27 protein-coding genes are annotated in these 24,529 nt (G+C 63.1%); 19 read left to right on the top strand and 8 right to left on the bottom strand.

Annotated features, from left to right (window positions below; translation table 11 throughout):
• Positions 1 to 615: 615 nt before the first annotated feature.
• Positions 616 to 1,518 carry a hypothetical protein gene (locus tag FXN61_RS24445; RefSeq protein WP_167976379.1) on the bottom strand — a complete coding sequence of 301 codons (903 nt, stop codon included), beginning with the start codon at positions 1,516 to 1,518 and terminating at the stop codon, positions 616 to 618.
• 1,282 nt (positions 1,519 to 2,800) lie between these two features.
• On the opposite strand from FXN61_RS24445, the gene FXN61_RS24440 reads away from it, so the two are divergent.
• On the top strand, positions 2,801 to 2,953 hold the full coding sequence (locus tag FXN61_RS24440) for a hypothetical protein (protein ID WP_167976378.1): 153 nt from the start codon (positions 2,801 to 2,803) through the stop codon (positions 2,951 to 2,953).
• Between the two features lie 1,199 nt (positions 2,954 to 4,152).
• A complete protein-coding gene (locus tag FXN61_RS24435; protein WP_167976377.1) occupies positions 4,153 to 4,887 on the top strand; it encodes a hypothetical protein in 735 nt (244 codons plus the stop codon).
• Between the two features lie 806 nt (positions 4,888 to 5,693).
• Here FXN61_RS24435 and FXN61_RS24430 read toward each other — a convergent pair.
• On the bottom strand, positions 5,694 to 5,831 hold the full coding sequence (locus FXN61_RS24430) for a hypothetical protein (RefSeq protein ID WP_167976376.1): 138 nt from the start codon (positions 5,829 to 5,831) through the stop codon (positions 5,694 to 5,696).
• 428 nt (positions 5,832 to 6,259) lie between these two features.
• Here FXN61_RS24430 and FXN61_RS24425 point away from each other — a divergent pair, with 428 nt between their 5' ends.
• The 5 genes from FXN61_RS24425 (at position 6,260) to FXN61_RS24405 (ending at position 10,175) form a co-directional block, all read left to right on the top strand.
• Positions 6,260 to 6,571: a hypothetical protein gene (locus FXN61_RS24425; RefSeq protein ID WP_167976375.1), complete on the top strand. Its 312-nt coding sequence runs from the start codon at positions 6,260 to 6,262 to the stop codon at positions 6,569 to 6,571.
• A 391-nt stretch (positions 6,572 to 6,962) separates the two neighbouring features.
• Positions 6,963 to 7,199 (top strand): hypothetical protein, encoded by a 237-nt coding sequence (locus FXN61_RS24420; RefSeq protein ID WP_167976374.1) that lies wholly within the window; start codon positions 6,963 to 6,965, stop codon positions 7,197 to 7,199.
• A 38-nt stretch (positions 7,200 to 7,237) separates the two neighbouring features.
• Positions 7,238 to 8,032: an AAA family ATPase gene (locus FXN61_RS24415; protein WP_281360629.1), complete on the top strand. Its 795-nt coding sequence runs from the start codon at positions 7,238 to 7,240 to the stop codon at positions 8,030 to 8,032.
• 147 nt (positions 8,033 to 8,179) lie between these two features.
• On the top strand, positions 8,180 to 8,806 hold the full coding sequence (locus FXN61_RS50180; RefSeq protein WP_188135429.1) for a tetratricopeptide repeat protein: 627 nt from the start codon (positions 8,180 to 8,182) through the stop codon (positions 8,804 to 8,806).
• 676 nt (positions 8,807 to 9,482) lie between these two features.
• Positions 9,483 to 10,175 carry an Arm DNA-binding domain-containing protein gene (locus tag FXN61_RS24405; RefSeq protein ID WP_167976372.1) on the top strand — a complete coding sequence of 231 codons (693 nt, stop codon included), beginning with the start codon at positions 9,483 to 9,485 and terminating at the stop codon, positions 10,173 to 10,175.
• A gap of 360 nt (positions 10,176 to 10,535) precedes the next feature.
• Here FXN61_RS24405 and FXN61_RS24400 read toward each other — a convergent pair whose 3' ends face one another.
• Both FXN61_RS24400 and FXN61_RS56475 read right to left on the bottom strand, forming a co-directional pair.
• The gene (locus tag FXN61_RS24400) at positions 10,536 to 10,814 is read right to left on the bottom strand and encodes a hypothetical protein (protein ID WP_167976371.1); all 279 of its coding nucleotides are present in this window, start codon (positions 10,812 to 10,814) and stop codon (positions 10,536 to 10,538) included.
• A 361-nt stretch (positions 10,815 to 11,175) separates the two neighbouring features.
• Positions 11,176 to 11,526, bottom strand: coding sequence for an HNH endonuclease (locus FXN61_RS56475; RefSeq protein ID WP_376770720.1), 351 nt, complete (start codon positions 11,524 to 11,526; stop codon positions 11,176 to 11,178).
• A gap of 499 nt (positions 11,527 to 12,025) precedes the next feature.
• On the opposite strand from FXN61_RS56475, the gene FXN61_RS55590 reads away from it, so the two are divergent.
• The 4 genes from FXN61_RS55590 (at position 12,026) to FXN61_RS24375 (ending at position 15,185) form a co-directional block, all read left to right on the top strand.
• A complete protein-coding gene (locus FXN61_RS55590) occupies positions 12,026 to 12,874 on the top strand; it encodes a pentapeptide repeat-containing protein (protein WP_167976370.1) in 849 nt (282 codons plus the stop codon).
• A gap of 253 nt (positions 12,875 to 13,127) precedes the next feature.
• Complete coding sequence (locus tag FXN61_RS24385; RefSeq protein ID WP_167976369.1) at positions 13,128 to 13,283, top strand: hypothetical protein; 156 nt, start codon at positions 13,128 to 13,130, stop codon at positions 13,281 to 13,283.
• 646 nt (positions 13,284 to 13,929) lie between these two features.
• Complete coding sequence (locus FXN61_RS24380) at positions 13,930 to 14,433, top strand: hypothetical protein (protein ID WP_167976368.1); 504 nt, start codon at positions 13,930 to 13,932, stop codon at positions 14,431 to 14,433.
• Positions 14,434 to 14,639: 206 nt separating this feature from the next.
• Positions 14,640 to 15,185, top strand: coding sequence for a hypothetical protein (locus tag FXN61_RS24375; RefSeq protein WP_167976367.1), 546 nt, complete (start codon positions 14,640 to 14,642; stop codon positions 15,183 to 15,185).
• 1,351 nt (positions 15,186 to 16,536) lie between these two features.
• Here the strand turns inward: FXN61_RS24375 and FXN61_RS24370 are convergent.
• The 3 genes from FXN61_RS24370 to FXN61_RS24360 all read right to left on the bottom strand — a co-directional run bounded on the left by FXN61_RS24370 (position 16,537) and on the right by FXN61_RS24360 (position 18,054).
• Complete coding sequence (locus FXN61_RS24370) at positions 16,537 to 16,686, bottom strand: hypothetical protein (protein WP_167976366.1); 150 nt, start codon at positions 16,684 to 16,686, stop codon at positions 16,537 to 16,539.
• A gap of 297 nt (positions 16,687 to 16,983) precedes the next feature.
• The gene (locus FXN61_RS24365; protein WP_167976383.1) at positions 16,984 to 17,550 is read right to left on the bottom strand and encodes an NUDIX domain-containing protein; all 567 of its coding nucleotides are present in this window, start codon (positions 17,548 to 17,550) and stop codon (positions 16,984 to 16,986) included.
• A 15-nt stretch (positions 17,551 to 17,565) separates the two neighbouring features.
• Positions 17,566 to 18,054: a hypothetical protein gene (locus FXN61_RS24360; RefSeq protein ID WP_167976365.1), complete on the bottom strand. Its 489-nt coding sequence runs from the start codon at positions 18,052 to 18,054 to the stop codon at positions 17,566 to 17,568.
• A 252-nt stretch (positions 18,055 to 18,306) separates the two neighbouring features.
• Here FXN61_RS24360 and FXN61_RS24355 point away from each other — a divergent pair, with 252 nt between their 5' ends.
• Genes FXN61_RS24355 through FXN61_RS24345 form a run of 3 tightly spaced genes read left to right on the top strand, consistent with a single transcriptional unit; the run spans position 18,307 to position 21,910 of the window.
• Entirely contained in the window at positions 18,307 to 19,758 is a 1,452-nt protein-coding gene (locus FXN61_RS24355) for a helix-turn-helix domain-containing protein (RefSeq protein ID WP_167976364.1), read from the top strand.
• A gap of 14 nt (positions 19,759 to 19,772) precedes the next feature.
• Entirely contained in the window at positions 19,773 to 20,846 is a 1,074-nt protein-coding gene (locus FXN61_RS24350; RefSeq protein WP_167976363.1) for a transcriptional regulator, read from the top strand.
• Positions 20,843 to 21,910 (top strand): Gfo/Idh/MocA family protein, encoded by a 1,068-nt coding sequence (locus FXN61_RS24345; protein ID WP_223165574.1) that lies wholly within the window; start codon positions 20,843 to 20,845, stop codon positions 21,908 to 21,910. Before FXN61_RS24350 ends, FXN61_RS24345 begins: the two co-directional genes overlap by 4 nt.
• A gap of 114 nt (positions 21,911 to 22,024) precedes the next feature.
• On the opposite strand, the gene FXN61_RS24340 is transcribed toward FXN61_RS24345, so the two are convergent.
• Complete coding sequence (locus FXN61_RS24340; RefSeq protein ID WP_167976362.1) at positions 22,025 to 22,411, bottom strand: GntR family transcriptional regulator; 387 nt, start codon at positions 22,409 to 22,411, stop codon at positions 22,025 to 22,027.
• A gap of 110 nt (positions 22,412 to 22,521) precedes the next feature.
• On the opposite strand from FXN61_RS24340, the gene FXN61_RS24335 reads away from it, so the two are divergent.
• The 5 genes from FXN61_RS24335 to FXN61_RS55585 form a co-directional block, all read left to right on the top strand.
• Positions 22,522 to 22,785: a hypothetical protein gene (locus FXN61_RS24335; protein ID WP_167976361.1), complete on the top strand. Its 264-nt coding sequence runs from the start codon at positions 22,522 to 22,524 to the stop codon at positions 22,783 to 22,785.
• Positions 22,782 to 23,081, top strand: coding sequence for a WhiB family transcriptional regulator (locus tag FXN61_RS24330; RefSeq protein WP_167976360.1), 300 nt, complete (start codon positions 22,782 to 22,784; stop codon positions 23,079 to 23,081). Before FXN61_RS24335 ends, FXN61_RS24330 begins: the two co-directional genes overlap by 4 nt.
• The gene (locus FXN61_RS24325; protein ID WP_167976359.1) at positions 23,081 to 23,491 is read left to right on the top strand and encodes a hypothetical protein; all 411 of its coding nucleotides are present in this window, start codon (positions 23,081 to 23,083) and stop codon (positions 23,489 to 23,491) included. The genes FXN61_RS24330 and FXN61_RS24325 overlap by 1 nt, the downstream gene beginning before the upstream one ends.
• The gene (locus FXN61_RS24320) at positions 23,491 to 23,751 is read left to right on the top strand and encodes a hypothetical protein (RefSeq protein WP_167976358.1); all 261 of its coding nucleotides are present in this window, start codon (positions 23,491 to 23,493) and stop codon (positions 23,749 to 23,751) included. The genes FXN61_RS24325 and FXN61_RS24320 overlap by 1 nt, the downstream gene beginning before the upstream one ends.
• A gap of 73 nt (positions 23,752 to 23,824) precedes the next feature.
• On the top strand, positions 23,825 to 24,529 hold a 705-nt coding region (locus FXN61_RS55585; protein WP_167976357.1), incomplete at its 3' end, for a DUF2637 domain-containing protein.

Genomic DNA, 24,529 nt, shown 5'->3' with positions numbered 1-24,529 from the left:
GATGCAGTTTTCGGCACGTACAGGGTTGGTGTGACGTGCAAAGTCGCCGATTTACTACCACTTTTACTACCGAGGCCTCGAAGCGAGGGGCCTGCCAGTTTGCGGGGATGGACTCACCGGTACTGGGTCTGTTTAGCCGGTCCGAAGACGGTGCGCGCGGAGTCACGCAGCTCTCGATGAGTGAGCCACCACACGAGGTACGCGTTATATGCACTGGTGATCCTGTTGAGGCAGACGTTCAGGTGGACGTCCGGTGCGGCGGCGTGCCGAGCCGTAGACCCGTCGAGGTCAGTTGTCGCGTCTATCGCGGCCCCGGCAGGGCCGCCTTGATGAAGCGGGGAATCTCTGGACACGCGGGAAGCGACTGATCGATGCGGGGGAGCGCCCGCACATGCGCGTCGTCGCGGACACCTGCCAGGATGGAGCGAGGCCGCAGGGGGTGGTCCTACGCGACCGTGCACAGTGGACGATCATTGTCCACCATCCGGCCAGCGCGAAGTTCGTCTCACTGCGCTCAGCCGTCAACGACCCCGACAGGAACAAGTAAAGCCGGACCATCATCCGCGCGTACACTCCGAATAGCAGAGACACCGTCTCGCTGGGTACACGCGTGGGCTAGGACGCCTCGCCACTTGAGTGAGCGATACCGCTGGCTCGTTCACCGTGCGCGTGTCCCCATCGAGCGCCATAGAGCAGCCCGGGCAGAAGTCGCAGGAACCGCAGGTGGATCTCCCCGGCAGGGTCGACCGTCTGCTGCCTCCCGAGTGGCTCGTCTGCGGATCGCTGCGCCAGCACGCCATCGAACACCTGCACTGGCGGCGTGCGGTCGTTCTCGAACCGCACACGCAGGTCGAACACCTCGCACGGTCGTTCCGGCACGTGCAGCACGTACGGGTGCATCGCGTCGCGGTGCGAGAGCCGGTAGCGGATCGCGAAGTCGTGGGTCCCGCCGCGATCTAGCGGTTCGGCTGGCAAGAGGGTGAAGCCGGGATGGTCGGCGTCGCTGCGGTACTGCAGCGTGCCGCCGTAGAGCAGGTGTGCGTCGAAGTCGCGTCGGCGGACCGCGAAGACGGAGGCGAAGTCCAGCGAGTCGACGCCGTCCTGGTCGGCGACGACGCGGTACCGCTCGAGCACTTCTGGTTGTCCCTGGTCCAGCGTCACAGCGACATTGAGTTCTGCGGTGTGCCAGCCACTGCCCGCGCGCCGAGTAGACATGGCGGCGAGCTCGGCGAGTTGCGCGACTGCCTCGTCGGCACGGCGGCGCACGGTGCGCGTGTCGCGGTCGATCAGTACCGCCGCCCAGGTGATGCGCTCCTGGTAGAGCGGGTGCCGGGCTTCTGGGGCGAGGCCGAATGCCGCCCGCGCAGCGAGCTGGAGATCTTCCGGGAGCTGTTCGACCAGCTCGGACAGCCTGGTGATCAGCTTCTGCCTGGTGGCGCTGGGCCCGTCGAACGTGGTGATCCCGCATGCGGTAGCCAGCGATGAGCCAACCCTGTCCGCGATCCGGCCGGCGTGCACGCCTCGTCCTTTGCGTAGAGTCTTGAGCTCATTGACGAGGGATGCGTGGGTGGCCATGGGTTGACCTCCTACCGGCTTGGTGTTGATGCGGCACCACTTGTTCGGGTGCAAGACCAAGTATCTACCAGCGAGCGTTGGCGCTGACGGGCCGTGCACGAGAACGTTGCGCCACCGAGGAGCGTGGCGCCCAACATCTCGTGCACGGCCTTGCTTGAGCGGTGCGCGACTCCACCATCAGGTTGTTCGCGCGCTGGCCTTGATCACGCAGTACGTGACAGCACGAGTCGCTTGGCGTTGTACGCGACCAGGATGCTCGCGCACGCGGCGGCGAGGGCTGCCTCCAGCGGGTAACCGCGGAACGTCAGAAACGAGGCGAACACCTGGACAGTGATCACAATGACGATCGGCGAATCAGCGAGCCGCTGCTGCTGGCCTGGAGGGTGTATATCGGGCGTGCATGCACGACTTGTGCGGGAGTGATCCATCGTCGCGACCCTTCATCTTCTTGGTCCAGGCGGGTATGAGCGTCCAGAGAAGCTGTGACCGGAGTAGCAGCTCCAGCCGGTTGAACGCGATGAGTGTGCACTGGCTCCTGGCCGCGCGGAAGCCCCGCTACTATCCGTAGTTTCCCCAACGGGGTAAGGGGCCCGTCGGCTGCTACCGGAGGCCCCTTGGGTGAAACCCCGCCTGGACCATCAGGTCGCGGTTTCGGAGGTGTGCCGGCAAGGCTCAACCTCGGCACGAAGCGTAAGGCAACTCGAAACGCATCCGCCGCGTTGTCCAGTTCCTGTCCACTTTTCGTCCACACGTGGAAAATGGACACTCATCGACGATGTCCGTGCTGGTCAACGTCGGCGGGGTCGCCGATCGAGTTTCGGCAACGCTCTCCCCGCTTGCGGATCACTTCGCACCGGATGAGGTGCTGGGTCTGTGCGTTGCATTGTGGTTCAGCGTATGTGGAAATGAGGTCGTTTGGGATTCGGGTTCAGGGTTGCATGCCTACTGCTGATGGATGTTCAAGTGTCGCGAGTGGCGGAGATGATCTTCCTGGCGGCGAACGAGACTACGCAAAGTAGTTTGCGAGCATGATCATCTTCAACCACCGACGACCACACCGGGCGAGGCACCACACTCCACCGCGACCCGATCACCCGATCGCAGAGCCAGGCTGTAGGTCCGTTCGTCGTCGGCGAGTACTCGGCGGCTTGATCAACGAGTACGAACCTGCAGCTGCTTGATGCGCAGCTCAGGCCTATCGGGCCGTGTTTTGCACCCCACAGGGGTGCACCCGAAGATCGTCAGCTCTCGCCTGGGGCACGTGACGGTGGCGTTCACCTTCGACACCTACTCGGCGGACATCGAAGACCATGATCGTGACGCGGCCGAGGCAGTGATTGGTCTGTTCCTGCCGCCCTCGGTGAAGGGGTTGGTGTGACGTGCGAAAGGGCCGATTTACTACCACTTTTACTACCGAGGCCTCGAAACCAGGGGTCTGCGCGCACCTGGAAAAGCCGAAAGCCCTCGACCTTCGCAGGTCAGAGGCTTTCGGGTTCTGTGGGCGATACTGGGATCGAACCAGTGACCTCTTCGGTGTGAACTCTCGGCAGGCAGGTTCACTGCGGCCTTTGTCGAGGTCAGAGGGCCTATAGGGCTTTCTGTGGATCACAAGCCGTCGGAGTGGTTGCTGTACTTCACTGCTGTACCTGCCGAGGTGCCGCGGTTGAACCTGCGAACTCGGGATTAGAAGTGCATGTGATGTCGCTCGGTATCCACTAGTGTTTTTCGTGTGGAGCCGCATCTCTCAGGTGCCTTCAGGGTGCACGGATAGTCCTTAGTTGGCTCCACGCGAGGCTCCACGAACTCGTACCGATCGAGACAGGGTTATATGATCACGCACTGCGGACCGATAATCCGGAACGGTGCGCTTTGTGTAATGGCTTCCTAGCTAGTCCTGCGTCACCCGCCTTGGTCGGCGTAACACCGACGGGTGAATCATATGCTATCTGCAATCTGCGACGAAGGCGATCGCGGCATATGAGGTATGCTTATATGTTTCGGCGCTGCCGAGAGTGTGAGGTATTGCGAGGTATCAGTCGGGTTGCCTGTGATTGGAGTTCGATGGTTAAGCATAGAAAATCTACCCACCATCGCCATCGGCGATTGGCAGATTTTATGGCCTGGATTCGAAGCCACCCATTGGTGGCAGTGCTAATTGCCGCCATACCTGTCGCGTCACTTGCTATCGGGGTTGTCAGCTTTGTGAGTCCACGGCAATTTGTTCCGAGTGTGGACGGTGTTTCCGCGAAGATAATGCCAACTGATGCCGACTCGTTGTCTAATATCTATTCAGTTCCTCTTGACGCTCCTCTTGCGACGTTTCCGTTTGCGGCAACCGAGGGCTGCAATGATGATCAGTTAAAGTGGCTGGAGCGATATGGAAAACGGCAAACGAGGTCCGGGGTAGTTCTTCGCTTGAGGAACAATGCCCCTGGAGGGGCTCAGGTGACTGTACGAAATATGCGAATCGTCGCCAAAACGCGTGTGGACCCTCCGCCGAGCATAGCATTCAGATGTCCAACTGCCGGGGCAGGGGAAATAATTCCCGTCGAGCTGAACGCGGACACAGATTCCCCTGTGTCTCGCACGATGGACGACCCGTCGGGAGGGGCAATCAGCGGATCGCTTGCTGTAAACCTTGCTCCCGGTGAAGAGTCTCTGGTGGTACTGCGAATATATACAGAGCTCAAATCGGTTGTCGGTGAGCTGACGGCAACCGTCGCGATTGTGGACAAGGAAGCAAGTCTGAAGATCGAGGGTGACCGAAATGTGGACCTAACAGGAGCATCTGTTTCTGTCGAACGGTTGAGGGTGCGACCTCAGATCTCTCCTGACAAGAAACCGTTTATCTGTATCATTGGAGGCGCGTCGGGAAGGTCTGAAGATTGTTCCGTGGAGGATATCTCGGAATTGGCTAACATGCTTTCGGCTGAATCTGGAACACCTCTAAAACGTCCGGTTTCGACGAATTATCAGTGTAGTGTTGATTCTCTGCGTTGGCCGTATGTGTTGGCACACTCGAAGGGTGTTTCTGGCGCGTTCTACCTAGATCCCATTGTGCATGCGTGTAGTGAGCGGTACTCCTTGGTCGAAGGCGGCCTAAAAGGGGCTAGCGTTTTTGATTACTTTCTGATGGAGCGTATTGATTCCAGGTGGGCTATCAAATTGCGGTCAGGCGCGCGATTAGATTCAGGTCCTACGCATGTCCTGTTTCCGGACTCTGAATTAGTGCGGGCTGGGCTTGATTTAAAAAATTTGAAGGAGCAGTTGGGGTTGGAGACGTCGTCAGGGAGAAAAATCTTTGATCGATAGGTTGCACTTCGGAAAACCTCTTCCTCAAGATCAATCCATGCATGCTAATAGCCTGGTTCGCGAGCATGTGAAGGATGGTGCTCACGAACCAGGCTATTTGGTAATGATATGGCACATGGCGACTTTTCCGAGCAGGTGGGCTCGGCGGATGTAGCCCTTGCTCTGGAATTGATGGACAAGGTTCTCGATGAGGTTTATCAGTCACCGCGCAAGTACTTCGTGAGAGATAGAGGCGAGAGCAGGCCACGAGTACTCGCGGCACTTCAACTTAGCCCGGTACGCGGAATCCTTCAGAGGCTCTGCGGCTGCCGGGGCCGCCTTGATGAAGAGAAGAAACTTGGGACATGGTGGCGCGCGCCACAGCACTGCGGGAACAGGGGCTGCTTCGGTGTGAAACGGCACAGGGTACGGCGCAGACGCACCGCTCGATCCCAGCTGAGCTGCCCTGAACTGTAGTTTTGTGATGGGGCGTCTCGTGGTGTCTCGCTGAGACTTTCTAATGAAGCGCCGTCTCGGCTGCAAGTTCGCCTATCGCCAGTCGATCGCATTCGCAGGTGATTGGTCCAGCCAACGCAACGCTTGCAAGGCGACAGCCTCCGAAGTGCCATCGTGCGGCGTTCCGGGCACGAGCATTCACATGGTTGACCTGCACGTCTATCCGCCGAGCCGTTTCGTGTCCCGTGACTGCCCCGCCAGCCGTAATGGTCAGTTAGGAACTCAACGATCCGCGCGGGTCGTCGCCTGAAGATTGGAGCGGACCACCTTTGTCGTCGGATGGTTGGTGCCCAGCACCCGTTCGCAGTCGGTTACAGCACCGGCCGCGCCGGGTGCTCCTTATCGGTCAGCCAGATCGGCACACCGAACCGCAACAGTGCCCACACTCCGGCACCGCTGGCGAGCGCCACACCAGCCGTCCACCACGCACGCCGTCCCACACTCACCATGCGTCCACTCAACCCACAGCACCGCCCCACAACTGGGAAGCCTTACCCCCAGGTGATCGCACCCCACACGCCCAACGCTACTAACTCCCGCACATTCACCACTGGGACTCTGGACTCACCACCGCGACCACACCTCCCGGCCCCTTTGTCCCTGCTGCGCTTAGCGCTTGGACGACGGTGTCACCAGATCGACAAGATTTTCTGGAAGACCAAGCAGGGCTGAGGTCAAAGCCTTGCAAACGACGTTGGCCAGCGGAAACCTCATTCCTTGGCCAGCGTCGTTTGTTGTCCTTGGGGGTTGCTCGACGGCCCCCAGACGGCCCAAGTCAGTCCATATTGGACAGCCTTAGTCGAGCCGCGGGAACGATTCGTGCCTGAATGAAGCTTGACCCTCATTCGAACGCCTGTGCGATGGTGTCCGGGTGCGAATGACGTGGCAACAGGCAGAGCAGTACGACGCTCAGGTAAGCCTGCTGCGCAAGCTGGCCAACACCTCCACGCGATTCAACGTCCGTGAGGTGGACGGCCAACCCGCGCTTGTCGACGACCGCCTGCCGAGTGATGAGTGCGTGCGGGTCGACGGTCCCGCGGCCTCGGACCTGATGCGCCACCTGTTCCACCTCAACCACTACGCGCTCCTGTCCCTGGTCGGCCTCCTCGAAGCAGCCCGAGGAACCAAGGCGCAGTCGAACGCAATCGAACTCCTGGAGCGGCTGAAGCTCGACCAGGACCCGTTGTAGCCGCCCGCGATCCACTGAGCCGGCGTGTTCGGGGCAAGCCTGCGGGCTGGTCGACGCCGCCAAGACGGCGAGCTGTCCATAGGTGCGGCAGCCGAGTGCAGTGACTAGCTCGCCCAAGTTGTTCACCTGGCGCTCGTTTCGACATGACCTTCTGGGTGTTAGCTACTGGCAGCCGGGTCGGTCCTGGTCTTCGCTGAGGTCAGATGGCCTATGCCGGTCGCTTGTGGTCAGCTCCGCCGGAACGGTTGCTGTATTTTGCTGCTGTACGACACCCGTTGACCAGGCATTACTGCTCCGAGCTGCCTCGATGAATCGTCGTGAGCGGGTGACCAGGTAGCCCTATCTAGCGTCGCGACGCAACAAGATGGTGTGTTTGATCGATTGTGTTCGTATGACTCCCCGTCGCCGGACGGTCAACCTCGTCCTGATCGCCGTGCTGGCTGCGGCAACTGGTTTAGTCACGAACTACGCCTCGGCAGACATGCCGGAGTGGTTCAAGGATGACCCGGTGCGGGTCTGGCTGGTGTTCGGGCTCGTTGTCATGGCCGGGGTGCTCGTGCAGGTGCTGGTGTCTCGGGAAAGCCACAGCCCCCCTCGTTACCACTGGTCAGACCGGTCTTTCCCGTGACGCCGTCGACGTTGCGCCGACCGACAGCCGATACGCCGATGGTCAGGGGACGGGATCGAGAGTTGGCGGAGGTCTTGCGGATGGTGAGTGCTCCTGAAGGCCGGTTTGTCGTGGTGTGCGGACCGGGCGGCATGGGCAAGACCACGCTAGCCAGTCGAGTCGCGGAAGAAGCAGGACGGCAGGGGCTCGCGGTGTTCTGGCTCCGGTGGCGGGGCAAGACTTTGCCAACCGGCCAGTCTGGCGAAGAGATGCTGGCGGCCCAGATGGTGCAGGTTGCCGTCACGCTGGGGCTGTCGGAGGCCCGTGTCGGCGCGGTTCAGCAATCGGGCGGAAGCCTGGTCGATCTGGTGTGGGGGCATCTGGAGCAGGTGCCAGGCTGGTTACTAGTCGTAGACAACGCGGATCAAGCCCAAGGACTTGGTCTGGATGCGCCGGTGGCGGAGCATCGCGGCTGGATTCGTCCGGGAGGTGCTGGCCTGCTGCTGGTGACCAGCCGGGACCGCGCCCCTGGCACCTGGGGCAGCGGGGCTCACCTGGTGCGGTTGACGCCGTTGCCGGCCGACGAAGGCGCCCAGGTGCTGATGGATCTTGCGCGTGATGGCGGGAACCGGGACTCCGCCCAGCGGCTGGCCTCGCGGCTGGGCGGCTTTCCGCTTGCGTTGCATGCAGCGGGTACAGCAGTGGCTCAGCCAACGGCACGGCTGCGACGGTTCGAGGCGTACTGCGACGCGCTGAACGACGGGGCATCCGGCGCGTTGATGCCGCTGGATGTCACCGATCCCGAGGTGGCTCGCACCCTGGTCGGACACACTTGGGAACTGTCACTGAACTAACTGGCAACGGAAGGACTGCTGCTGGCCCGCCCGTTGCTGCGTGCGTTGGCGTTGCTGGCCGATGCTCCAATACCCCGTAGCTTGATTGGCCCTGGCCTGCTTCCCGCGGCCATAGGGGCCACCACGCGCACTGAGATCGACTCGGCCTTGGCGGGACTGGAACGATATGGCCTGATCGATGTACCGGATAGTGCGTCAGAGCTCATCTCAGTGGTGTTGCATCCGCTCGTCCGAGAAGCAAACGCGCTACTCGCCGACCAGGCCGGAGAAACAGACGGACATCACGAAGCACTCGAAACACATTTGGTCGAGTTCGCGGAATCCTGCGTCAAGCAAGGACGCAGCGGCTGGCCTGTAACGCGTCTGCTCGCACCGCACCTTCTCGGTCTTCCGGGCTTACGCAGCGATGCGAGTTTCGCTCGTGTGCGAGACGCAATCGACAGCGTTGCCGAGCAACTTGAGGCCGCAGGCCAGCCAGCAGTGACTATCACATTGCGCCAACACGTGCTTGATGCCGAACGTGACCAATTGGGCTCTACCCACCCTGACACGCTCACCAGCCAGAGCTACCTCGCCGGCGTGCTGGACAGCCTGGGCCGCTACGACGAAGCCGAGCAACTACACCGACGCGCCCTCGCCACCCGCATCGACGTCCTCGGCCCCGACCACCCCAACACGCTCGCCAGCCAGAACAACCTCGCACTTCTTCTTCAGCGGCGGGAGGAACATTCCGTGAGGCAGTGGGCAAGGTTTCTAAGATGGCGCCATCGATAGGTCACTCCTCAAGGGCCTGGAGTCCGGTGGCAAACGTGTGGGCTGGTCGACGCCGTCAAGGCGTTGAGCTGTCCACGGGCGCGGCAGCCGACCGCCAAGACCAGCTGGATGTGTCGACCACTCGGCGCTCGTCCCAACTCGGCATCCGCCTCCCCAGGCATCATCCCGCCACCGAGCCGATCTTGCGGACAGCGGTGCCGGTCAAGGCACGCTTCCCAGTCTTGACGCGGTGCCACTGACCGCGACTGATCATGGCGTGTCGGGATGGTGCTCCGCGGCTTCCTCTGCTTCGCGGCCCCCGCAGGGGCCGCCTTGACGAAGAGAAGAAACTCTGTGTGCCTGCTGCGCTAAACGAGCCCCGCTGCGGCGTGAACGGCGCTGGGTGGGTCTCCGAAATACTTTGCTGCCCACCAGGCCCTCGTGGGAGACGTCGATGATTGGCCTAGCGCGGCGGGGTAGCCGTCTGAGGGCGTGTCCGCCCTCACGACCGCCTCCGCGATCGCCTTGCGGATCGTCGCGTCGTTGGGATTCTGCTCCTGTCCCATCGAGCAGTAGTTCTGCTGCAGAAGCAGAACGTCATCGAAGGCGCGCACGACTCCAGCCAACACGTGATCAGTAGCCCACGGCTTCGCAGCGATTTGGGCAATCCAATCGAGGACTTCGACCCAAAGATGGCGTGCTTCTTTCGTACAAGCCCAAAGACTACTCCCACCCGTACGAAATCGAGCTGACCGACCTTCGGTCGTCGAGGAAGCCGAAGCGCCGCAGGGTGAAGGGCAGCGTCTTCAAACGTGGCAATACATGGACCTACTCGTTCGACGGTGAGAAGCACCCGCTGACGGGCGACCGCCAGCAGATCCGCAAGAGCGGATTCGCGACCGAGGACGACGCTTGGGACGCGATGGAGAAGGCTCAGGTGGAGGTCGCCACCGAGACGTACGTCAAGCCGTCCAGAGCCAAGGTGTCCGACTTCTTGGCAGCTGGCGCTCGACAAGTTCACGGTGGCGGTGCTGCGCCGCCACCTCGCATAGGTGGAAGAGGAGAAGGAGGCATTCGGGAGCGGTTACCAAGATCACAGTCTTGTCTTCTGCTGGGAAGACGGCCGGCGATATACCCCGACACAATCACCGAGCAGTTCAACCGACTCGTTGATCGGGCCAAGGTGCCGCTCATCCGGCTACACGACGTGAGGCACACCTACGCCACGATCTCGCTGAGATCCGGCGTGCACCCGAAGATCGTGAGCAGTCGGCTCGGGCACTCGAAGGTCGCATTCACCCTCGACACCTACACCGAGGACATCCCAGACCTCGATGCGGAAGCCGCGGAGACCATCAGTGGTCTATTCCTGCCGAGAGAGACTGACTGACCTCGTAGAGCCCGTTTGTGTACGGATTTGTGTCCCGCAGGCCGGTGCGGGGAGTTGTTGGCGTGCGTGAAAACCGGAAGGCCCCTGATCATTGCTGATCAGGGGCCTTCGGGCTGATGTGGGCGATACTGGGATCGAACCAGTGACCTCTTCGGTGTGAACGGCACCGGCTAGGTCGCAGCTGCTCATGTGCGTCTCAGAAGTGGTGTGGCCACCTGCTGGTTTGCGATGACCGGTCTCGTTATGTCTCGCTGCACCCAGCCCGATTCACGTCGTCTCGGCTACAGGTCCGGTCACATCCGTTCACCCCGGCGGCCAGTTCCGTGCACGGGCATTGGTCTAGTGAGGCGGACTGCCATCTCATCGAACGGCGTCGGGATTGTCCGCAAGCGGCTCGCGTCCAGGCAGCGAAGCGCCCTTCAGCAGAGCGGCAAGGGCCGTCAGAAAGTGCTCCAGGTCGTCCGCCAGGGTCCACGCCACCACGTAGTTGTCGACGACCGCGACAACGTGATCACGTTTGGACGAAGGAAACCTCTCGTAGAGCCTGATCAAGAAGCCGAGGGCGAGCGCCTCAACACCCGGGATGACGTCGACAGGGATGCGATCGTCGCGCTTAGGGAGATCGAGTTCGATCTGCACCCGGTCTCGCGATCGGTTGATGCCAAGTAGTCCAGGAAGGCTGTGCTCGGCTGCCAGCTCGGGTGAGACGTCATGTCGGGCCATGGATCTCAGCGTGCCAGAGCGCAGGCCTGAGCGTCCTGGTGCTTTGCCATCGGCCGCCGAAGCGCCGCACGAGTGCACGCTTGACAGCTATTCGAACGTGTGTGCGATTCTCTCATTGCTGGTCGCAGGGGGCGTGACCAGGCACATCGACTCAAGGAGCGCTCCATGCCATCAACGCCGCCACTAACCACCCCCGAGCTTCTTCGCCATGCTGCCGAGCGCCTTCGCGAGGTCGCTGGCCGGGCGGAGCAGCTCGCGGACGCTGGTACGTCGTGCTTCAACGATCAGCGTGTAGAGCTCGCCGCCGGCCTAGCTCATCAGGTGCTGGAGATCCCGAGCCCTGAACGGCGATCGGAATGACCGCAACGCAACACGTCGTCACTTGGCGATCAACAAACGGAGCTCCGCTGGTGTCAAACCACTGCGGACCCCTGTGGATCATCCTGTGACAGTTCGAACACAGGACCACCAGGTCGGCCAGGCGAGTCTTGATTGGGCCTGTGACGTGAAAGGGAACGGCATGGTGTATCTCGGCAAAGCCCGCACCGCGGTCACCGTACGTCTGCTTGAAGTCGAAGGTGCAGACCTCACATGCGAGCCGATCATGTCGGCCCGTGACTTCCTTGATCTTATCGCGGCGGAGCTTGGGATTGCGCTCGCGCGCGACACTGCGGCGCTGTAGCAGGCTGCCTTCAAATGCTTGTCCACCTATTCCGTTATCAATGGCGGGCAGGTCGTCGAGTCGTCCAGCAGCAGCTCGGTGCGAAGGGCGACTGCGATTGCGTGCATATCCTCGGGCTTCGCGATGAAGTCGTCGTGCACTGGCTTGTCCAGCTGGCCACCGTTGCTAGGTGTGCGGTCAGGATCGGATCGTTGCAGCGCTTCGTCAATGAAGGAATGTCTGAACGCCGTTGGTGAGGGTGCGGACCTCGCCTGACCGCTGCTACTCCGTACGGGTTGACGCCGGATGAAGTGGCGCAGACGCGCTTCGCCGCGCCTTAGGTTCACGCCCCATGACTTCGAGCGTTCCTCGCCAGCCCCATCGTCCTGCGGTCAGAACTGGCCGAAACCGCCGCCCTGGCCGGCTCACGATCCCGAGTAAGCGACAAGGCCCCGTGGTGCAGGCAGTGATCGGAGTGGTGAAGTGGCACGGCTGGTCAAAGGTGCCGACCGTCGTCGGCGTGATCGGCGTGGCGGTCGGCCTCGTCTACGCCGGCCAAACACTGGTGGCGACGCGAAAACAGTCAGAGGCGACGGAAGCCCAGGTGCGGCTCGCGGATCAGGGCCAGCAGAGCGAGCGGCTCAGCCGTGCGGTCGAACAACTGAGCTCAGACAAGATCGACATCCGGCTTGGTGCCATCCACTCGCTAGAACACCTTGCCAACGATGCTGAGCGCTTCCGACCTGCGATCACGTCGGTGCTCGTGACGTTCGCCAATCAACACGTGCCCACCAAGCCATGCCCGCCCAATCAGGTCAAGCCGGTGGTGGACATCCAGGCCGCCATGACCGTGTGGCGACGCGCCGCGTGGCTCCGGGAGAACCTGTACCGAGGCGGTGGGCCCGGCATCGACATGCCGAGCGCGTGTCTCAGCGGCGCGATTCTCACCAAAGCACCGTTGAACAACGCCCGGCTCGCTGACACAGGCTTGCGCGATGTTGACTTCGTTTCGGCGGAACTCCGCTCGGCGAACCTGCGGGGCTCGGACCTCGCCGGTGCGAAGCTCAGCAATGCAGATCTCAGTGAGGCCAATATCGCGTCCTCCAACATCACACGGGCCGATCTCACGGGCGTGAGGTTGTCCGCTGCCAAGCTCACCAAGGCCAATCTCGGCTTCGCGAATCTGAGCTACGCGGACCTCAGCAAGGCAGATTTCACCGGGGCCAGCCTGCGCGGCGCGAATCTCACCGGCGCGAACCTGACCGGCACGGTATTCGATGGTGCGGATCTCACCGATGCCATTGGCGTGCGCTGACGGCGGTCCGCCGTAGGTGCCGATCAGAGCTTTCAGCACTGACGACCACACCTCCCCCGTCCCCTCGTCCCCGCTGCGCAGGTCGCCTGGGGTTAAACGATGGCCGGGAGCAGGGAGGCGGGGACCCTCCTCAGTCAGCGCGCCAACACGTCTGCGTAACGGTCTGGCTACTAGTAGCGACATGCGCATAAGATGCGCTGAACAGAGTAGTAGGCAGGGCCGTATGGTCCAGTTGTTACGAGAGGAGATCGGGATGCCTCGCAGGCGCAAGGGGTCCGACACCTGGCACTTCTGCACCAACTGTTCCCAGTGGCCGACCAGTGACTACGAAACCGGCACTGGCGTCAGTGGCGAGAAGTGCAACGAGTGCAAGTCCAAGCAGAGCAACGGTGGCTGCAAGGCGGGCTGACATGGCACGTCGGTGGCCGGCCCTGCAAGCCCGTCCGCTCTACTTGCGGGGCCTGCAGGGCCGGTCGGTCGCTCTCCCGTCCGGTCGGGGTAGGCCCTACCTCCCGTCGCCGGGCGCGGGTGGGTGGCCGAAGGCCGGGCCCCGACCGCTTGCCCGAGCGACACAGAGACGGGGCCGTGAAGTCCCTGTCGGACGGGAAGGGCCAGTGCGACCGAGCGGCCCCAGGGACCCGCTTTGAACGAAGAGGAGAAAGTCTGAACATCGTGCTGAAACCGATCTCTTCGGTGTGAATTCTCGGCAGGTTGGTCAACCGCAGTCTTTGTCGAGGTCAGAGGCTCACTGCAGGTCGCTCGCAGTCGCCCTCGGCCGATGCGGTTGCTGTACTTTGCTGCTGTACCGCAACCGCGTGACCAGCGACTATGCCCTGTTAGCAGGCTACTCGTCCTCGTCGTGGGCTACGTGCCGTCTCCGCGAGGCCGGAAGCCGTAAGAGGCGGACCAGTAGTCTTGTCCTCGTTGGTTCCTCGCGCACCGGTCGTGGCACTAGCCACCAGACACGGATTTGGGCTGTCACAACCCTGCGGAGGTCTCCTCGCGCTCGTAACAGTGGCAGCGCCTTCCTCGACAAGCGTCCCGAGGGAGGCGCCATGCATCGAGCTTTGATTGCAACTGCCATCGCTGCCGCAGTAGCGGGGTGTTCTGGCGGATCGGCGGACTCGAGCACAGCGGGCGTATCGACTACGCCGTCGACGAGTTCAACCACCACCACAACGACGACCAACCCGAGCCGCGCCCTGGGAGCGTTGGCGGCCGAGTGGGACAAGAAGTTCGATGTGGCAATGAAAGCTTCCGTCGCGCAACCCTGTGGTCAAGCAACCGTGCGAACCCCAACGTGCGCGAGCTGGTTGACGGACCAGGTCCAGATCGTGTCCGCGCTCGACGCCGCACTCCGCGCACGCGGCGATTCCAGTCGCTATGTCAAGACCCTCGTGACCATCGAGAAGGTCATGCAGTCGAGCGAGGCATACGCCAAAGCCAAGTGCTACGCCGGCGGTGGTACCGATGAGGATTGCTGGAGCCACGCATGGCAGATCGGCATCGGTACATTGACGGTCAAGACACAGTTGCGGGCGGACGACCTTAGCCGCTAAGGCCAGAGGCCCCGCCCGTTTGGACATCGACCGCGGTGAACGCGTCTTCTTCGGTGGGACGGGGCTGGCTACGTTGCAGACGCACCGCTCGATCCCAGGTGGAGCTGCCTTGAGCTACAGGTTTGTACCCGGACGTCTCGTGGCGTCTCGCTGAGTCATCCTAGTGAAGCGCCACTCATCCCATGGACACTCCAAGAGGGCGACCTGTGATCAATCTTCAGCAAGTAGCAACTCCTCTGTCCGAGGATGTCAGGCGACTCGAATTCGCCCTTGCCGGTTTCCGTGCAGCAAGGTCGCGACACGAGGAAGCCAGGGCAGCCCGCGATCTGGGCAGCTCGTACACGTCAGCCGTTGAAGCGACCATGTGGGTTATCGCGATCAACGACCAGCTTGAGAAGTTGTACGGGCAGTCCTACAAAGGCGCACGTGATCAGGACACGTATGGGCTGGTAACCCGCGGTGTCCGCTGGGTTCGCAACCGGCACGCCCATCAACTACCAGTCACCGTGGACGAAGATCCCACGACGTTCTTCGGCGGTACGAAGGGGATCATCAGCCTGAACGCCGGAATACGCTGGCGTGAGGTGTCCGAACTCCCGCCACCGGACCCACGTTTTCCGGATCCGGACGGCGAGACTGCTTACCGCGCCCACATGGAAGGCAGGGGCACACACAAGGCTTTGGCTATGTGTGATCTCTGGTTCTCTGAACTAGAGAAATGTCCCAGCTTCTTACTGAGGTCAACAACCTGACGGCTTCGAGCACGACGGCCACTTCTCCCCATGTCGTCTCGTCCCAGCGCTAAACGATGGCCGGGACAGGGCCCTCGTCAGAGAGGATGCGATCCCAAACTCAGCGCTGGCCGTGTTATTGTAAGCCTTTCCAGGCTTGAAACTCAACGACAGCATTTGTGATAATTTCGTTGCTCTTTTTTTGGAACTCTGATATGTCGAGTCTGTGAAGTTGATATACCCCGGTAGTTACGGCCTGAAGCGAAAAGCATGGTGCGAGTACTGAGCTGAGGAGAATATCTGAGTCGGCCTTAATGCTTGGTTCTTCTGTGCTGAAGTCGATCGATGTCGCTGTTAGCCAAAATGCCGCGTGTACCGATCCTGAGGCAACTCCATACAGTCCGGGCGCGTTTGCCAGCCACTTTTGTGCAAGCTCAGTGATGTTTGGTTTGCATGGAACTTGCAAGCTTTCGTTCCGTCTCTTTACGTGGCTAACGCTGTTCTTGTGGTAGACCACTTCGATTCCCGCCCTTGTTAGGGCTTTCAAAGTTCGAGCAGTAGCCTTACTGAGTCGTTGCTCTATCGAGGAGTCGAAGTGTCTAGCCAGCTTTGACTGCTCTTGGAGTCCTTCCATTTGACTCGCGGCGCCCCTGAGTGCGAGCTCCATCGCCGATACGTCTGGATCTGTAAGGTATCTCGCTCGCATGCCGCTTTCGATGGTTACTCGTGCGAGCGACATCGGGGACCAGTGTGGTAGTGGTGGAACAGTTATCAGTTTTCTGATCGACCTTGTGTGGTCAATAAGCGTGTTGTGATGCAGTGTGGCGGTTGCTAGAGATCTCTTGAATAGCTTGCGGAGGTGATATCGGTGGTCGCTTGACTGAGTGTCCGTCTCCTTGAAGATCCATGAAGGGATAATTGGTCGATTCTCGCGGAAAATGCCCTCTAGAAGCTGGGTCGACTGATCCAAGTGCCAATCGAGGAGATCACGTGATCTATTGATCAGGCCGACTGGCACTCCGGAGGATGTGGGCCGCGGTCCATTCGATGTGCTCACGTTGCCCCCTCGGCGGTAGATACAGGGGCTATCGCGCGCTCTGCCAACGCGTTACGGGCACTTGCGGTGGCTGCCGGGGTCGGTCACGCCTCTGCCCGCTGGCGGGCCAGGGTGACGGAGCCGGGCCCTGGCCCTTGCCGAGCGGGCTCAAGCGCCGCGGCGCGAGCGGCCTCGGCAGGGGCTGCCTTGACGAAGAGAAGAAACTCTGTGTGCCTGCTGCGCTAAACGGCCCCGCTGCGGCGTGAACGGCGCCGATTGGGTCTCCGAAATACTTTGCTGCCCACCAGGCCCTCGTGGGAGACGTCGATGATTGGCCTAGCGCGGCGGGGTGCCGTCTGCGGGCGTGTCCGCCCTCACGACCGTCTCCGCGATCGACTTGCGGATCGTCGCGTCGTCGGGACTCTGCTCCTGCCCCATCGAGCAGTAGTTCTGCTGCAGAAGCAGCACGTCATCGAAGGCGCGCACGACTCCAGCCAACACACGATCAGTAGCCCACGGCTTCGCGGCGATTTGGGCAATCCAATCGAGGACTTCGGCCGACGACCTAGAGTCGGTCAGCTCGATTTCGTACGGGTGGGAGTAGTATTTGGGCTTGTACGAAAGAAGCACGCCATCTTTGTGGGTTTTGATTTTCCATACTCCCCGGCTCGTGTTGGTCTTCTGGCGGAATGGTGATTGACTCACGACTGCCCTTTCTTGGTCAATGAAAGGCGTGGCGGGGAGAGACGGGAACGTCGCCCCGGCTCAAGGCACAGTGACACGTCACCTGTCACCCAGATGCATCGCTACCCGCTCAAGCGCGGCCGTCAGCTCGTCGAGTGACTTCGTCTGCTGCAGCGAATTTGGCGGGGTTGTGTTGCAGACCCGTATAGGCGCATTGGCGTCATAACCGCGAAGGATCACGAACGCCACCGGCCCTGTGCCCATCGTCCAGTGGTGGATCACCGCGGCGACTTGTGCGTGCACGGGTCCTTCCACTCTGACCGGCTTCTCGATCACGATGTGTTCGCCGACCTGCGGAAGGATGCTGCTGGGGTACTCCTCGACTGCCAGCGTAGGTTCGAAAGTGAGGTCCCTGCTTCCTCGTATCTCGCGCCAAACCGGTGTCACCTCTGGGCCTTGTGCCAGCAGCATCACAATGGTTGCTTCCTCGGACATGTCATGATCCTTTCGGGGGCGAGCACCAGAGCCCTGCTTGGTCATCGTCACCGGAGCCCAGTCCACCGCGATCAGACGGCTTGGCGCCCGGTTCAACCCCAACTCCTCGGAGAGTTCGCGCCGACGTGCGGCGGCCAGCGATTCGTCGATGTCCACATACCCACCAGGGATGTCCCACCCGTTGGTCTATTCCGGCTCATTTTCGGCCATCCCAGGAACCTTTCGCTGGCGTGCCAACTCGTCGATCCGGCGCGCTGTCAGCGCCTCATGGACGGTCCATAGCACAGCTCCGAGCATCGACACACCTGCCAGGATGCTGCCGCTCGGAGCGCCAGTGGTCACGCTGATAAGGACTATCTGCAGTACGGCGAAGATCAGATGTGCGCTCACGACAAGGAAAGACGGGTCGCGGTTGGGATCGGCGCGGTGCCAGTCATGCGCCTGCAGGTAGCGGTAGGCGTAACGCGGCAGGGTTGCTGCCGCGATGGAGCCGCCAGTGAGGGTGAGGGCGGCGAACAGTGGTACTGGCCGCAGTCCGGACACGATCCCGGCGCCACCGAGACCTCCAGCCCATGCCAGCGCGGTCGCCACCACGGTGGCCGCCAGCAATCCGGCGGCACCGACGCGTGCGACCGGAGGCAGGAATGGAAACAGCACGGTGAGCGATCGGGTCATCACGCGACCTCGTGTGGTAACTCGATGTGCGGGCTCTGCGGGGCTTGACGCGTCGGATGTTCTCACGGGTGATCACTCCTCTGGAGACCGGAGGCCGCAAGGCCTGTAGGTAGTCGTTACAACACCGTGTTGGTCCGCTACATAGAGTAGCGGCAGGTGTGGGCAAGCCTGCCTCGGTGAACGCACGACCTGGCGACACGCGCTGAGCTTGTCTTTAACGCCTGACAGGATGGGCGACGAGGGGGTGTGCAGATGACCACTGGAGATGCAAGCCCGTGGCTGACCAGGAGCGGGTCCAGCGGCGGTGTTGATGACGCTGGCGCTGTGCTGCGCGCTTGGCGTACGTCCAACCGTCAGAACCAGACGGTTGTCGCCAGCCTCCTCGGCATCACCCAGCAGAATCTCAGCCAGATCGAGAATGGCTCGCGACCGATCTCACTGGAGCTGCGCCGAAAGCTGGTCGAACTGCTCGGCATCGCGCCAGAAGATCTAGGCCTGTCGTCGGGTCAAGCGCGTTCTCTGATCGCCTCCGACGATGCCAGTCCCGAAATCGCGTCCAGCCGCTTCCAGTGGCGCAACCAGCGCCGTTGGCTGAACCAGCACCGCTCCGACCTTGCCCAGCTCGCGGTGAAGCTCTACCCGGCCGAGTACCGCGTCCCGCGTACGCCGCTGATCGCCCACCCGGACTGGGTCACGAGCGGCCTCCTTGAGTTGTCGACGCTGAACCTCACGCTCTCCGAGCAACCCCACTCAGCTGCGGTCGACGGCTCGGAACCTGAGACCGAGGCGGTGCGACCGCTCCGCGTTGGCACGACCCACTTCGAGCGCTACACGTCGGTCATCAAGCACCTGGACCCGCCGACGCTCTTCGAGTCGCGTCCGAGCTACCGCTTGCTCGGTGGCGAACTGGCGACGAGCACGTTCGAGTTCGGCCTCGCGGCGTACTTCGACAAGCTGGACGTCTCCGAAGCACTGGGCCACGAACTTGCACGAGCCTGCATGGACAACCGCATCCCTGCCGATCCTGCGCAGCTGCGCGGCCAGCTGCCGTTCCGCGACCTCATTGGCGACCCGTTCGACCCGACGCGGCGCGCGATCATTCCCGCGATCACCACGCTCACGATCCGCCTCCGCAGGTACCCAGCGGAGCCGTCGTTCCTGCTGCACTGGCGCGACCCGGCGAAGGTCGCGACCGCGGGCGGCGTGTACGACGTGATCCCGGCCGGCGAGTTCCAGCCGTCCAGTGTCGCGCTGTGGGACCGCAGCAACGACTTCGACATGTGGCGGAACATCGTCCGCGAGTACTCCGAGGAGCTGCTCGGAGAGCCGGAGTTCGACGGCACGCGCACGCAACCGATCGACTACGACAACTGGTCGCTCTACCGCGAGCTCACGCAGGCGCGACGGGAAGGCACCGTCGGCGCGTTCTTCCTCGGCATCGGAATGGACGCGCTGACGCTCGCCGCCACCATGCTCACGGTCGTGGTGATCGACGACGACGTGTTCGAGAAGGTCTTCGGCGACGCCGTCCGCTACAACGACGAGGGCGAGATCGTGTCGGTGGGCGGCGGCACGCCCACGGAGGGCATCCCGTTCACTGCGGAGTCGGTGGATCGGATGCTCAGCTCGGAGCCGATGGCGTCACCGGGTGCGGCCTGCCTCGCGCTTGCCTGGAAGCATCGTGACCAGTTGCTCGGGTTCTGACCGGAGAGGACGCAATGCCGACGCCTGAACAGTGGCTCGAAGTTCGCGCTTACCTGGGCGAACACCGTCATACGCTCGCGATCAAGGCCGCTGAGCAGTACCCGGACACGGTGAAGGTGGCGGACACGCCGCTGCTCACGTCTGAGAGCTGGGTGCCGGCCGTACCAGTGCCGCTGACGGACCTTGCGTTGGAACTGCAGCGCGAAGGGGAGTTCCACGGTGTCGTCGGTACCGGGGACGCTGCAGTGAACGTCTTGCCCGAAGGCGGTTGTCGCAGTTACTCAGAGGCGATGGCCGAACTTGCGGCGCCAAAGGTGTTCCAGAACCGGTCGACCTACCGCCTGATCGAGGCCGATCTCGCCGACAAGCACCTGACTTTCGGCATCGGCTCCTACTTCGACGGCATTGATGTGGGAGAGGCCTGCGCGCACGAGTACGCCGCGCGCGAGCTTGGGCACGTCGACTCGCTGCGGCTGCGTGCCGCGGTCGGCGATCCGTGCGACCCGAAGCGCAGGCCGACGAACGTCGCCATCAGTACTCTCACCATCCGCCACGACCGCGCGAGCGGTGAGGCGACGTTCTTCCTGCACTGGCGCGATCCGAAGCGGGTCGGTCACGCCGGCGGGATGTACCAGGTGTTACCCGTCGGAATCTTCCAGGCGTCCAGCGACGACGAGCGGAACACCGAGAACGACTTCTCGCTGTGGCGCTGCATGATCCGCGAGTTCGCGGAAGAGCTGCTCGGTGCTTCCGAGGAGCACGAGTCGCCGATCGACTACGACGGTTGGCCGTTCGCCAAGCGGCTCACCGACTCGGTGGGGGACAGGGTGAACGTGTCCTACCTCGGGATGGGCGTGGACCCCCTGACGTTCGCCACGGACATGCTGACCGTCGCCGTGATCGAGGCGGAGCTGTTCGACGAACTGTTCGGTGACCTGGTGGCGCACAACGACGAGGGGCGCGTGCTCGAAGGACTTGCGTTCACCGCCAAGAACATCGAGCGGTTCGTGCACCGCGAGCCCACGCAGGCGGCCGGCGCGGCACTGCTCGCATTGGCCTGGCAGCACCGCGAGGCGTTGCTCACGTGACCGAGTTCGCGATTGTCGGGCGCGGCTGGCGGGCTGACTTCTACCTGAGGTTGGCGCGCGAGCTCGCGCACGACGTCGTGGGTGTCGTGACGAGGTCGCCTGAGCGCGGGCACGAGGTCGAGAGGGCCTGGGACGTGCCGACCTACCGGTCCGTCGCGAAGCTGCTCGCCGCCACAGAGCCGCGGTTCGTCGTCACGTCGGTCGCGAAGAGCGCGAACCCAGACGTGATCCGTGAGCTGGTCGATCGTGGAACGCCGGTGCTGGCCGAGACGCCGCCCGCGCCAACTCTCGACAGCCTCCGCGAGTTGTGGGCGACTGCAGGGGAGAGCGGCCTGGTGCAGGTCGCGGAGCAGTATCCGTTCCAGCCAATGCACATGGCGCGGCAAGAGCTCGTTCGCCGCGGCCTCATCGGCACGCCGACGAGCGTCGAAGTCTCGTCGACGCACGACTACCACGCTGTTGCGCTGATCCGTGGCCTGCTCGGAGTCGGCTTCAGCCCGATTGAGGTGGCTGGCCGCAGGTTCACCTCTCAGCTGTTGCGAGGCCCCGACCGATCAGGCTGGCCATCGGCCGATGAGCTGGTCGAGACGCAGCAAACCGTTGCGACGCTTGACTTCGGCAGTGGCCGCATGGGGCTGTACGACTTCACGTACAACCAGTGGTGGCACCCGCTGCGAACTCATCGCCACGTCGTGCGCGGCACCCATGGTGAGATCGTGGATGACCGCGTGATGCGGATGGCGGATGTGCGGTCACCGGTGCTGAGTCGCATCGAACGCCGCCAGGCCGGCGTCGACAGCAACCTCGAAGGCTTCGCGCTCGACACGCTGTCTGTCGACGCAGGGGTCTTGTGGCGCAACCCGTACTTCCCGAAACGCCTGTCGGATGAAGAGATCGCCATCGCGACGTGCCTGGACCGGATGGCGGCCTGGACGCAACATGACGGGCCAGCGCCGTATCCGCTCGCAGAGGCGTGTCAGGACCAGTTGATTGCGCTTGCGATCGCTCAGGCTTGCGACACCGGGCAGCCGGTGACCACGACCGAAGAGGCCTGGGCCGCCTGAATACAACGCCCCGTTGTACAACGCGGCGTTGTTGGAAACCGACCCCGATCAGCCGCGATGCTCGTCATGTCCACAACGGATGACGGGACGGGGGAAGTGATGACGCGGCAAGAGCTACTCGGCCGGCAGGCCAGCGATGAGATCGGTGACGCGGCTTTCCAGCGCGTCGACGTCGCGGCGAACGGCGCGGAGCTGGTCGCGGACCTCGGTGAGGCCGATGCGCGCCTCTTGGAGCTGCTGGTCTGCGGTCGTCGCCTGGGTGCTCGGATCGCTGACCTCCGCCCTGGCGTTGGGCTTGATCTTCACGCGACCCTCGGCAGCGAGAAGGCGCATGGCCTCGCCGACCGTGTTCGGCGCGGCACGGAACTCCCTGGCGAGATCGCGGTAGCTGGGGAGCTTGGCTCCTACGACAAGCTTCTCCGAGACGATTTTCTGACGGATCTGGTCGGCTAGCTCGGCGCGACTGCGCTGCTCAGCGCCGGGGTCCACGTCTCCAGTCACCCGCACAGGCTACTCGTGTCTTAAGCCACCTGTTGACACGTCTCAGCCGTGTCTCTACTGTCTCAATACACATCAACTGACTTAAGTCACTCAGTCCGGAGGTTGGCGCAATGTCCATTAGTTCCGTCGCACAGGTCCTTCGAGCGGACGGGCTGTTCGTGATCGACGACGTCGCCGTGATGGACGACTGCCAGCAGTTGAACGACCTCGAACTGCTGAGTACGGCGCTCCAGGACGCCCTGGCGGCGCAGGCGAGCGGCGAGGTGATCGGCCCGGAGGTCGACGAGCTGACGTTGCGACGCGCTGAACGCCGCGCGCGGCGCGCGGACGCCCGTAGGTCCCTTGACGTGCAGGTTCTTGGAGGTGCGGCATGAGCGAGCACGGATTGATCAAGTACGACGGGCTGTACCACCTGCTGTCGACGCTTCCGGGTGCGGACTTCGGCGGTCGCCCGGCGTGCGCCGACGAGGACCCGGAGCTGTTCTTCCCCGAGTCCGGCCAGGTGGCGCAGATCAGTAAGGCGAAGTCGGTGTGCGCGTCCTGCCCGATCCTCACGGCGTGCTTGTCCTACGCGCTGCACCACGGGGTGCAGGGCGTGTGGGGCGGGACGTCCGAGGAGGAGCGTCGGGCGATGCGCCGGGCGGACTGGACCGAGAAGGCGGTGGCGTGATGAGCAACCTCCCGGAGCTGCTGAAGTTGGCTGCGCGCGTGGTGCGGGACCACCCGGACGCGCCCAGGGTGGCCAGTGTGTCCGTGGATTACCGCGGGGTGCGCGTGCAGATCGGGTCGGTGCACGACTCGTTGCGGCCGATCGCGAAGTGGGCGCAGGCGCTGCGCACCACGGTCGAGATCACTCCGCACAGCAACTTTTACGGGGCGACCGCGACGAAGTCGGTGGACGTTGCCGGGGTCGGCGAGACGTGCGTTGTGGTGTGGACGCACTTGGAGCTCGCCGAAATCCTCATGCTTGCTCGCGATCTCGGTGTGGTTGTGGGCGCCACAAGCGGTTCGGTTGAGATCACTCCGCAGCGGTTGTTGACGGTTCTGGACGCCGGTCTTGCGGAAGGTCGGGTGGCGTGATGCGCATCCGATCCCTGGCCATGCTGCCGTTCTCGTTGCTGTGGTCGCTGATCAAGCTGTTGTTCTGGCCCGGCGTGATCGTGGTGTTCTGCTTCTACGTGCTCCCGGCGTCGTGGTTCGTGTTCGTGCTCGCCGCGGCCGGCGGTTACGTGGTGGCCGTGCTGCTGGTGTGGAAGGTGATGGCGCGCGGCAAGCTCGCCTCGCTGGGCCGCGGTGTCGTCACGGTGCGCGAGACGCAGAAGCGCGGTGATCGGCGATGACCACCATCGATCGCAAGGCCGTGCGGATCGCGGCGAGCACCGAGGCGGACATCCGCCGCGCGGACGCGCTGCGGTGCGGGAACTCGAGGTGCGGCGCGCGGAGATCGACCTGGCCCGCGAGCGTGCCCAGAGCAAGCGTGCAGAACGCTTGGCGCGTGACGAGGACCGGCAGGCAGAGCTCGCCCGCAAGCGGGTGGAGATCGAGCAGCGCAAGACCGCACGGCGTGAACGGGCCGAGCAGCGCCGGGTGCTGCGTGCGGCCTGGTCGGCGCGGGTCACCGGCTGGCTGGCCGATCGGGTGATCGTGGTGCCGATCGTGCTGGCGATGGTGGGCGCGTGGTGGGGGCAGTTCCAGCTGTTCAGTCAGCGGCTGGGGTGGCCGGCACCGCTGGCCGCCGCGGCTGCGACGGGTATCGAGTGCATCGGCTTTGTGTGTGGCCGGTTGGCGCACGTGGCCCGGCAGCCGGTCGTCGTGACCACTGTGGACGGCCGTCAGGTGGAGCGTGATGACTCCGCGTGGGTGGAGCGTCTGGTGATGTGGCTGGTGGTCGGTTACGCGGCCGGGTCGAACTGGGCGCACTCGGGTGATCCGACGGTAGGTGTGCTGTCGATCGTGGGTGTGGCGGTGTGGGAGACGCGGGAACGTCGTGCGCATCGTCAGGCGCTCGCGGCGGCCGGGCGGCTTCCGGCGCGGCGCCCGCGGTTCGGCGCGGTGCGGTGGCTGCGGTACCCGATGTGGACGTGGCGGGCGTGGTCGGTCGCATTGCGGCACGGACTG

Source organism: Lentzea indica, from assembly GCF_012184385.1.
Classification (GTDB): domain Bacteria; phylum Actinomycetota; class Actinomycetes; order Mycobacteriales; family Pseudonocardiaceae; genus Lentzea; species Lentzea indica.
Note: the sequence above shows the minus strand (reverse complement) of the source record. Positions and strands in the feature narration are given on the sequence as shown.

Bases quoted from the DNA above. Each gene is read 5' to 3' on its own strand.
- FXN61_RS24430 (WP_167976376.1), bottom strand. From the start codon at position 5,831: ATGGTGAGTGTGGGACGGCGTGCGTGGTGGACGGCTGGTGTGGCGCTC.
- FXN61_RS24425 (WP_167976375.1), top strand. From the start codon at position 6,260: ATGACGTGGCAACAGGCAGAGCAGTACGACGCTCAGGTAAGCCTGCTG.
- FXN61_RS24420 (WP_167976374.1), top strand. From the start codon at position 6,963: ATGACTCCCCGTCGCCGGACGGTCAACCTCGTCCTGATCGCCGTGCTG.
- FXN61_RS24415 (WP_281360629.1), top strand. From the start codon at position 7,238: ATGGTCAGGGGACGGGATCGAGAGTTGGCGGAGGTCTTGCGGATGGTG.
- FXN61_RS24385 (WP_167976369.1), top strand. From the start codon at position 13,128: ATGCCTCGCAGGCGCAAGGGGTCCGACACCTGGCACTTCTGCACCAAC.
- FXN61_RS24380 (WP_167976368.1), top strand. From the start codon at position 13,930: ATGCATCGAGCTTTGATTGCAACTGCCATCGCTGCCGCAGTAGCGGGG.
- FXN61_RS24360 (WP_167976365.1), bottom strand. From the start codon at position 18,054: ATGACCCGATCGCTCACCGTGCTGTTTCCATTCCTGCCTCCGGTCGCA.
- FXN61_RS24355 (WP_167976364.1), top strand. From the start codon at position 18,307: ATGACCACTGGAGATGCAAGCCCGTGGCTGACCAGGAGCGGGTCCAGC.
- FXN61_RS24350 (WP_167976363.1), top strand. From the start codon at position 19,773: ATGCCGACGCCTGAACAGTGGCTCGAAGTTCGCGCTTACCTGGGCGAA.
- FXN61_RS24335 (WP_167976361.1), top strand. From the start codon at position 22,522: ATGTCCATTAGTTCCGTCGCACAGGTCCTTCGAGCGGACGGGCTGTTC.
- FXN61_RS24330 (WP_167976360.1), top strand. From the start codon at position 22,782: ATGAGCGAGCACGGATTGATCAAGTACGACGGGCTGTACCACCTGCTG.
- FXN61_RS24325 (WP_167976359.1), top strand. From the start codon at position 23,081: ATGAGCAACCTCCCGGAGCTGCTGAAGTTGGCTGCGCGCGTGGTGCGG.
- FXN61_RS24320 (WP_167976358.1), top strand. From the start codon at position 23,491: ATGCGCATCCGATCCCTGGCCATGCTGCCGTTCTCGTTGCTGTGGTCG.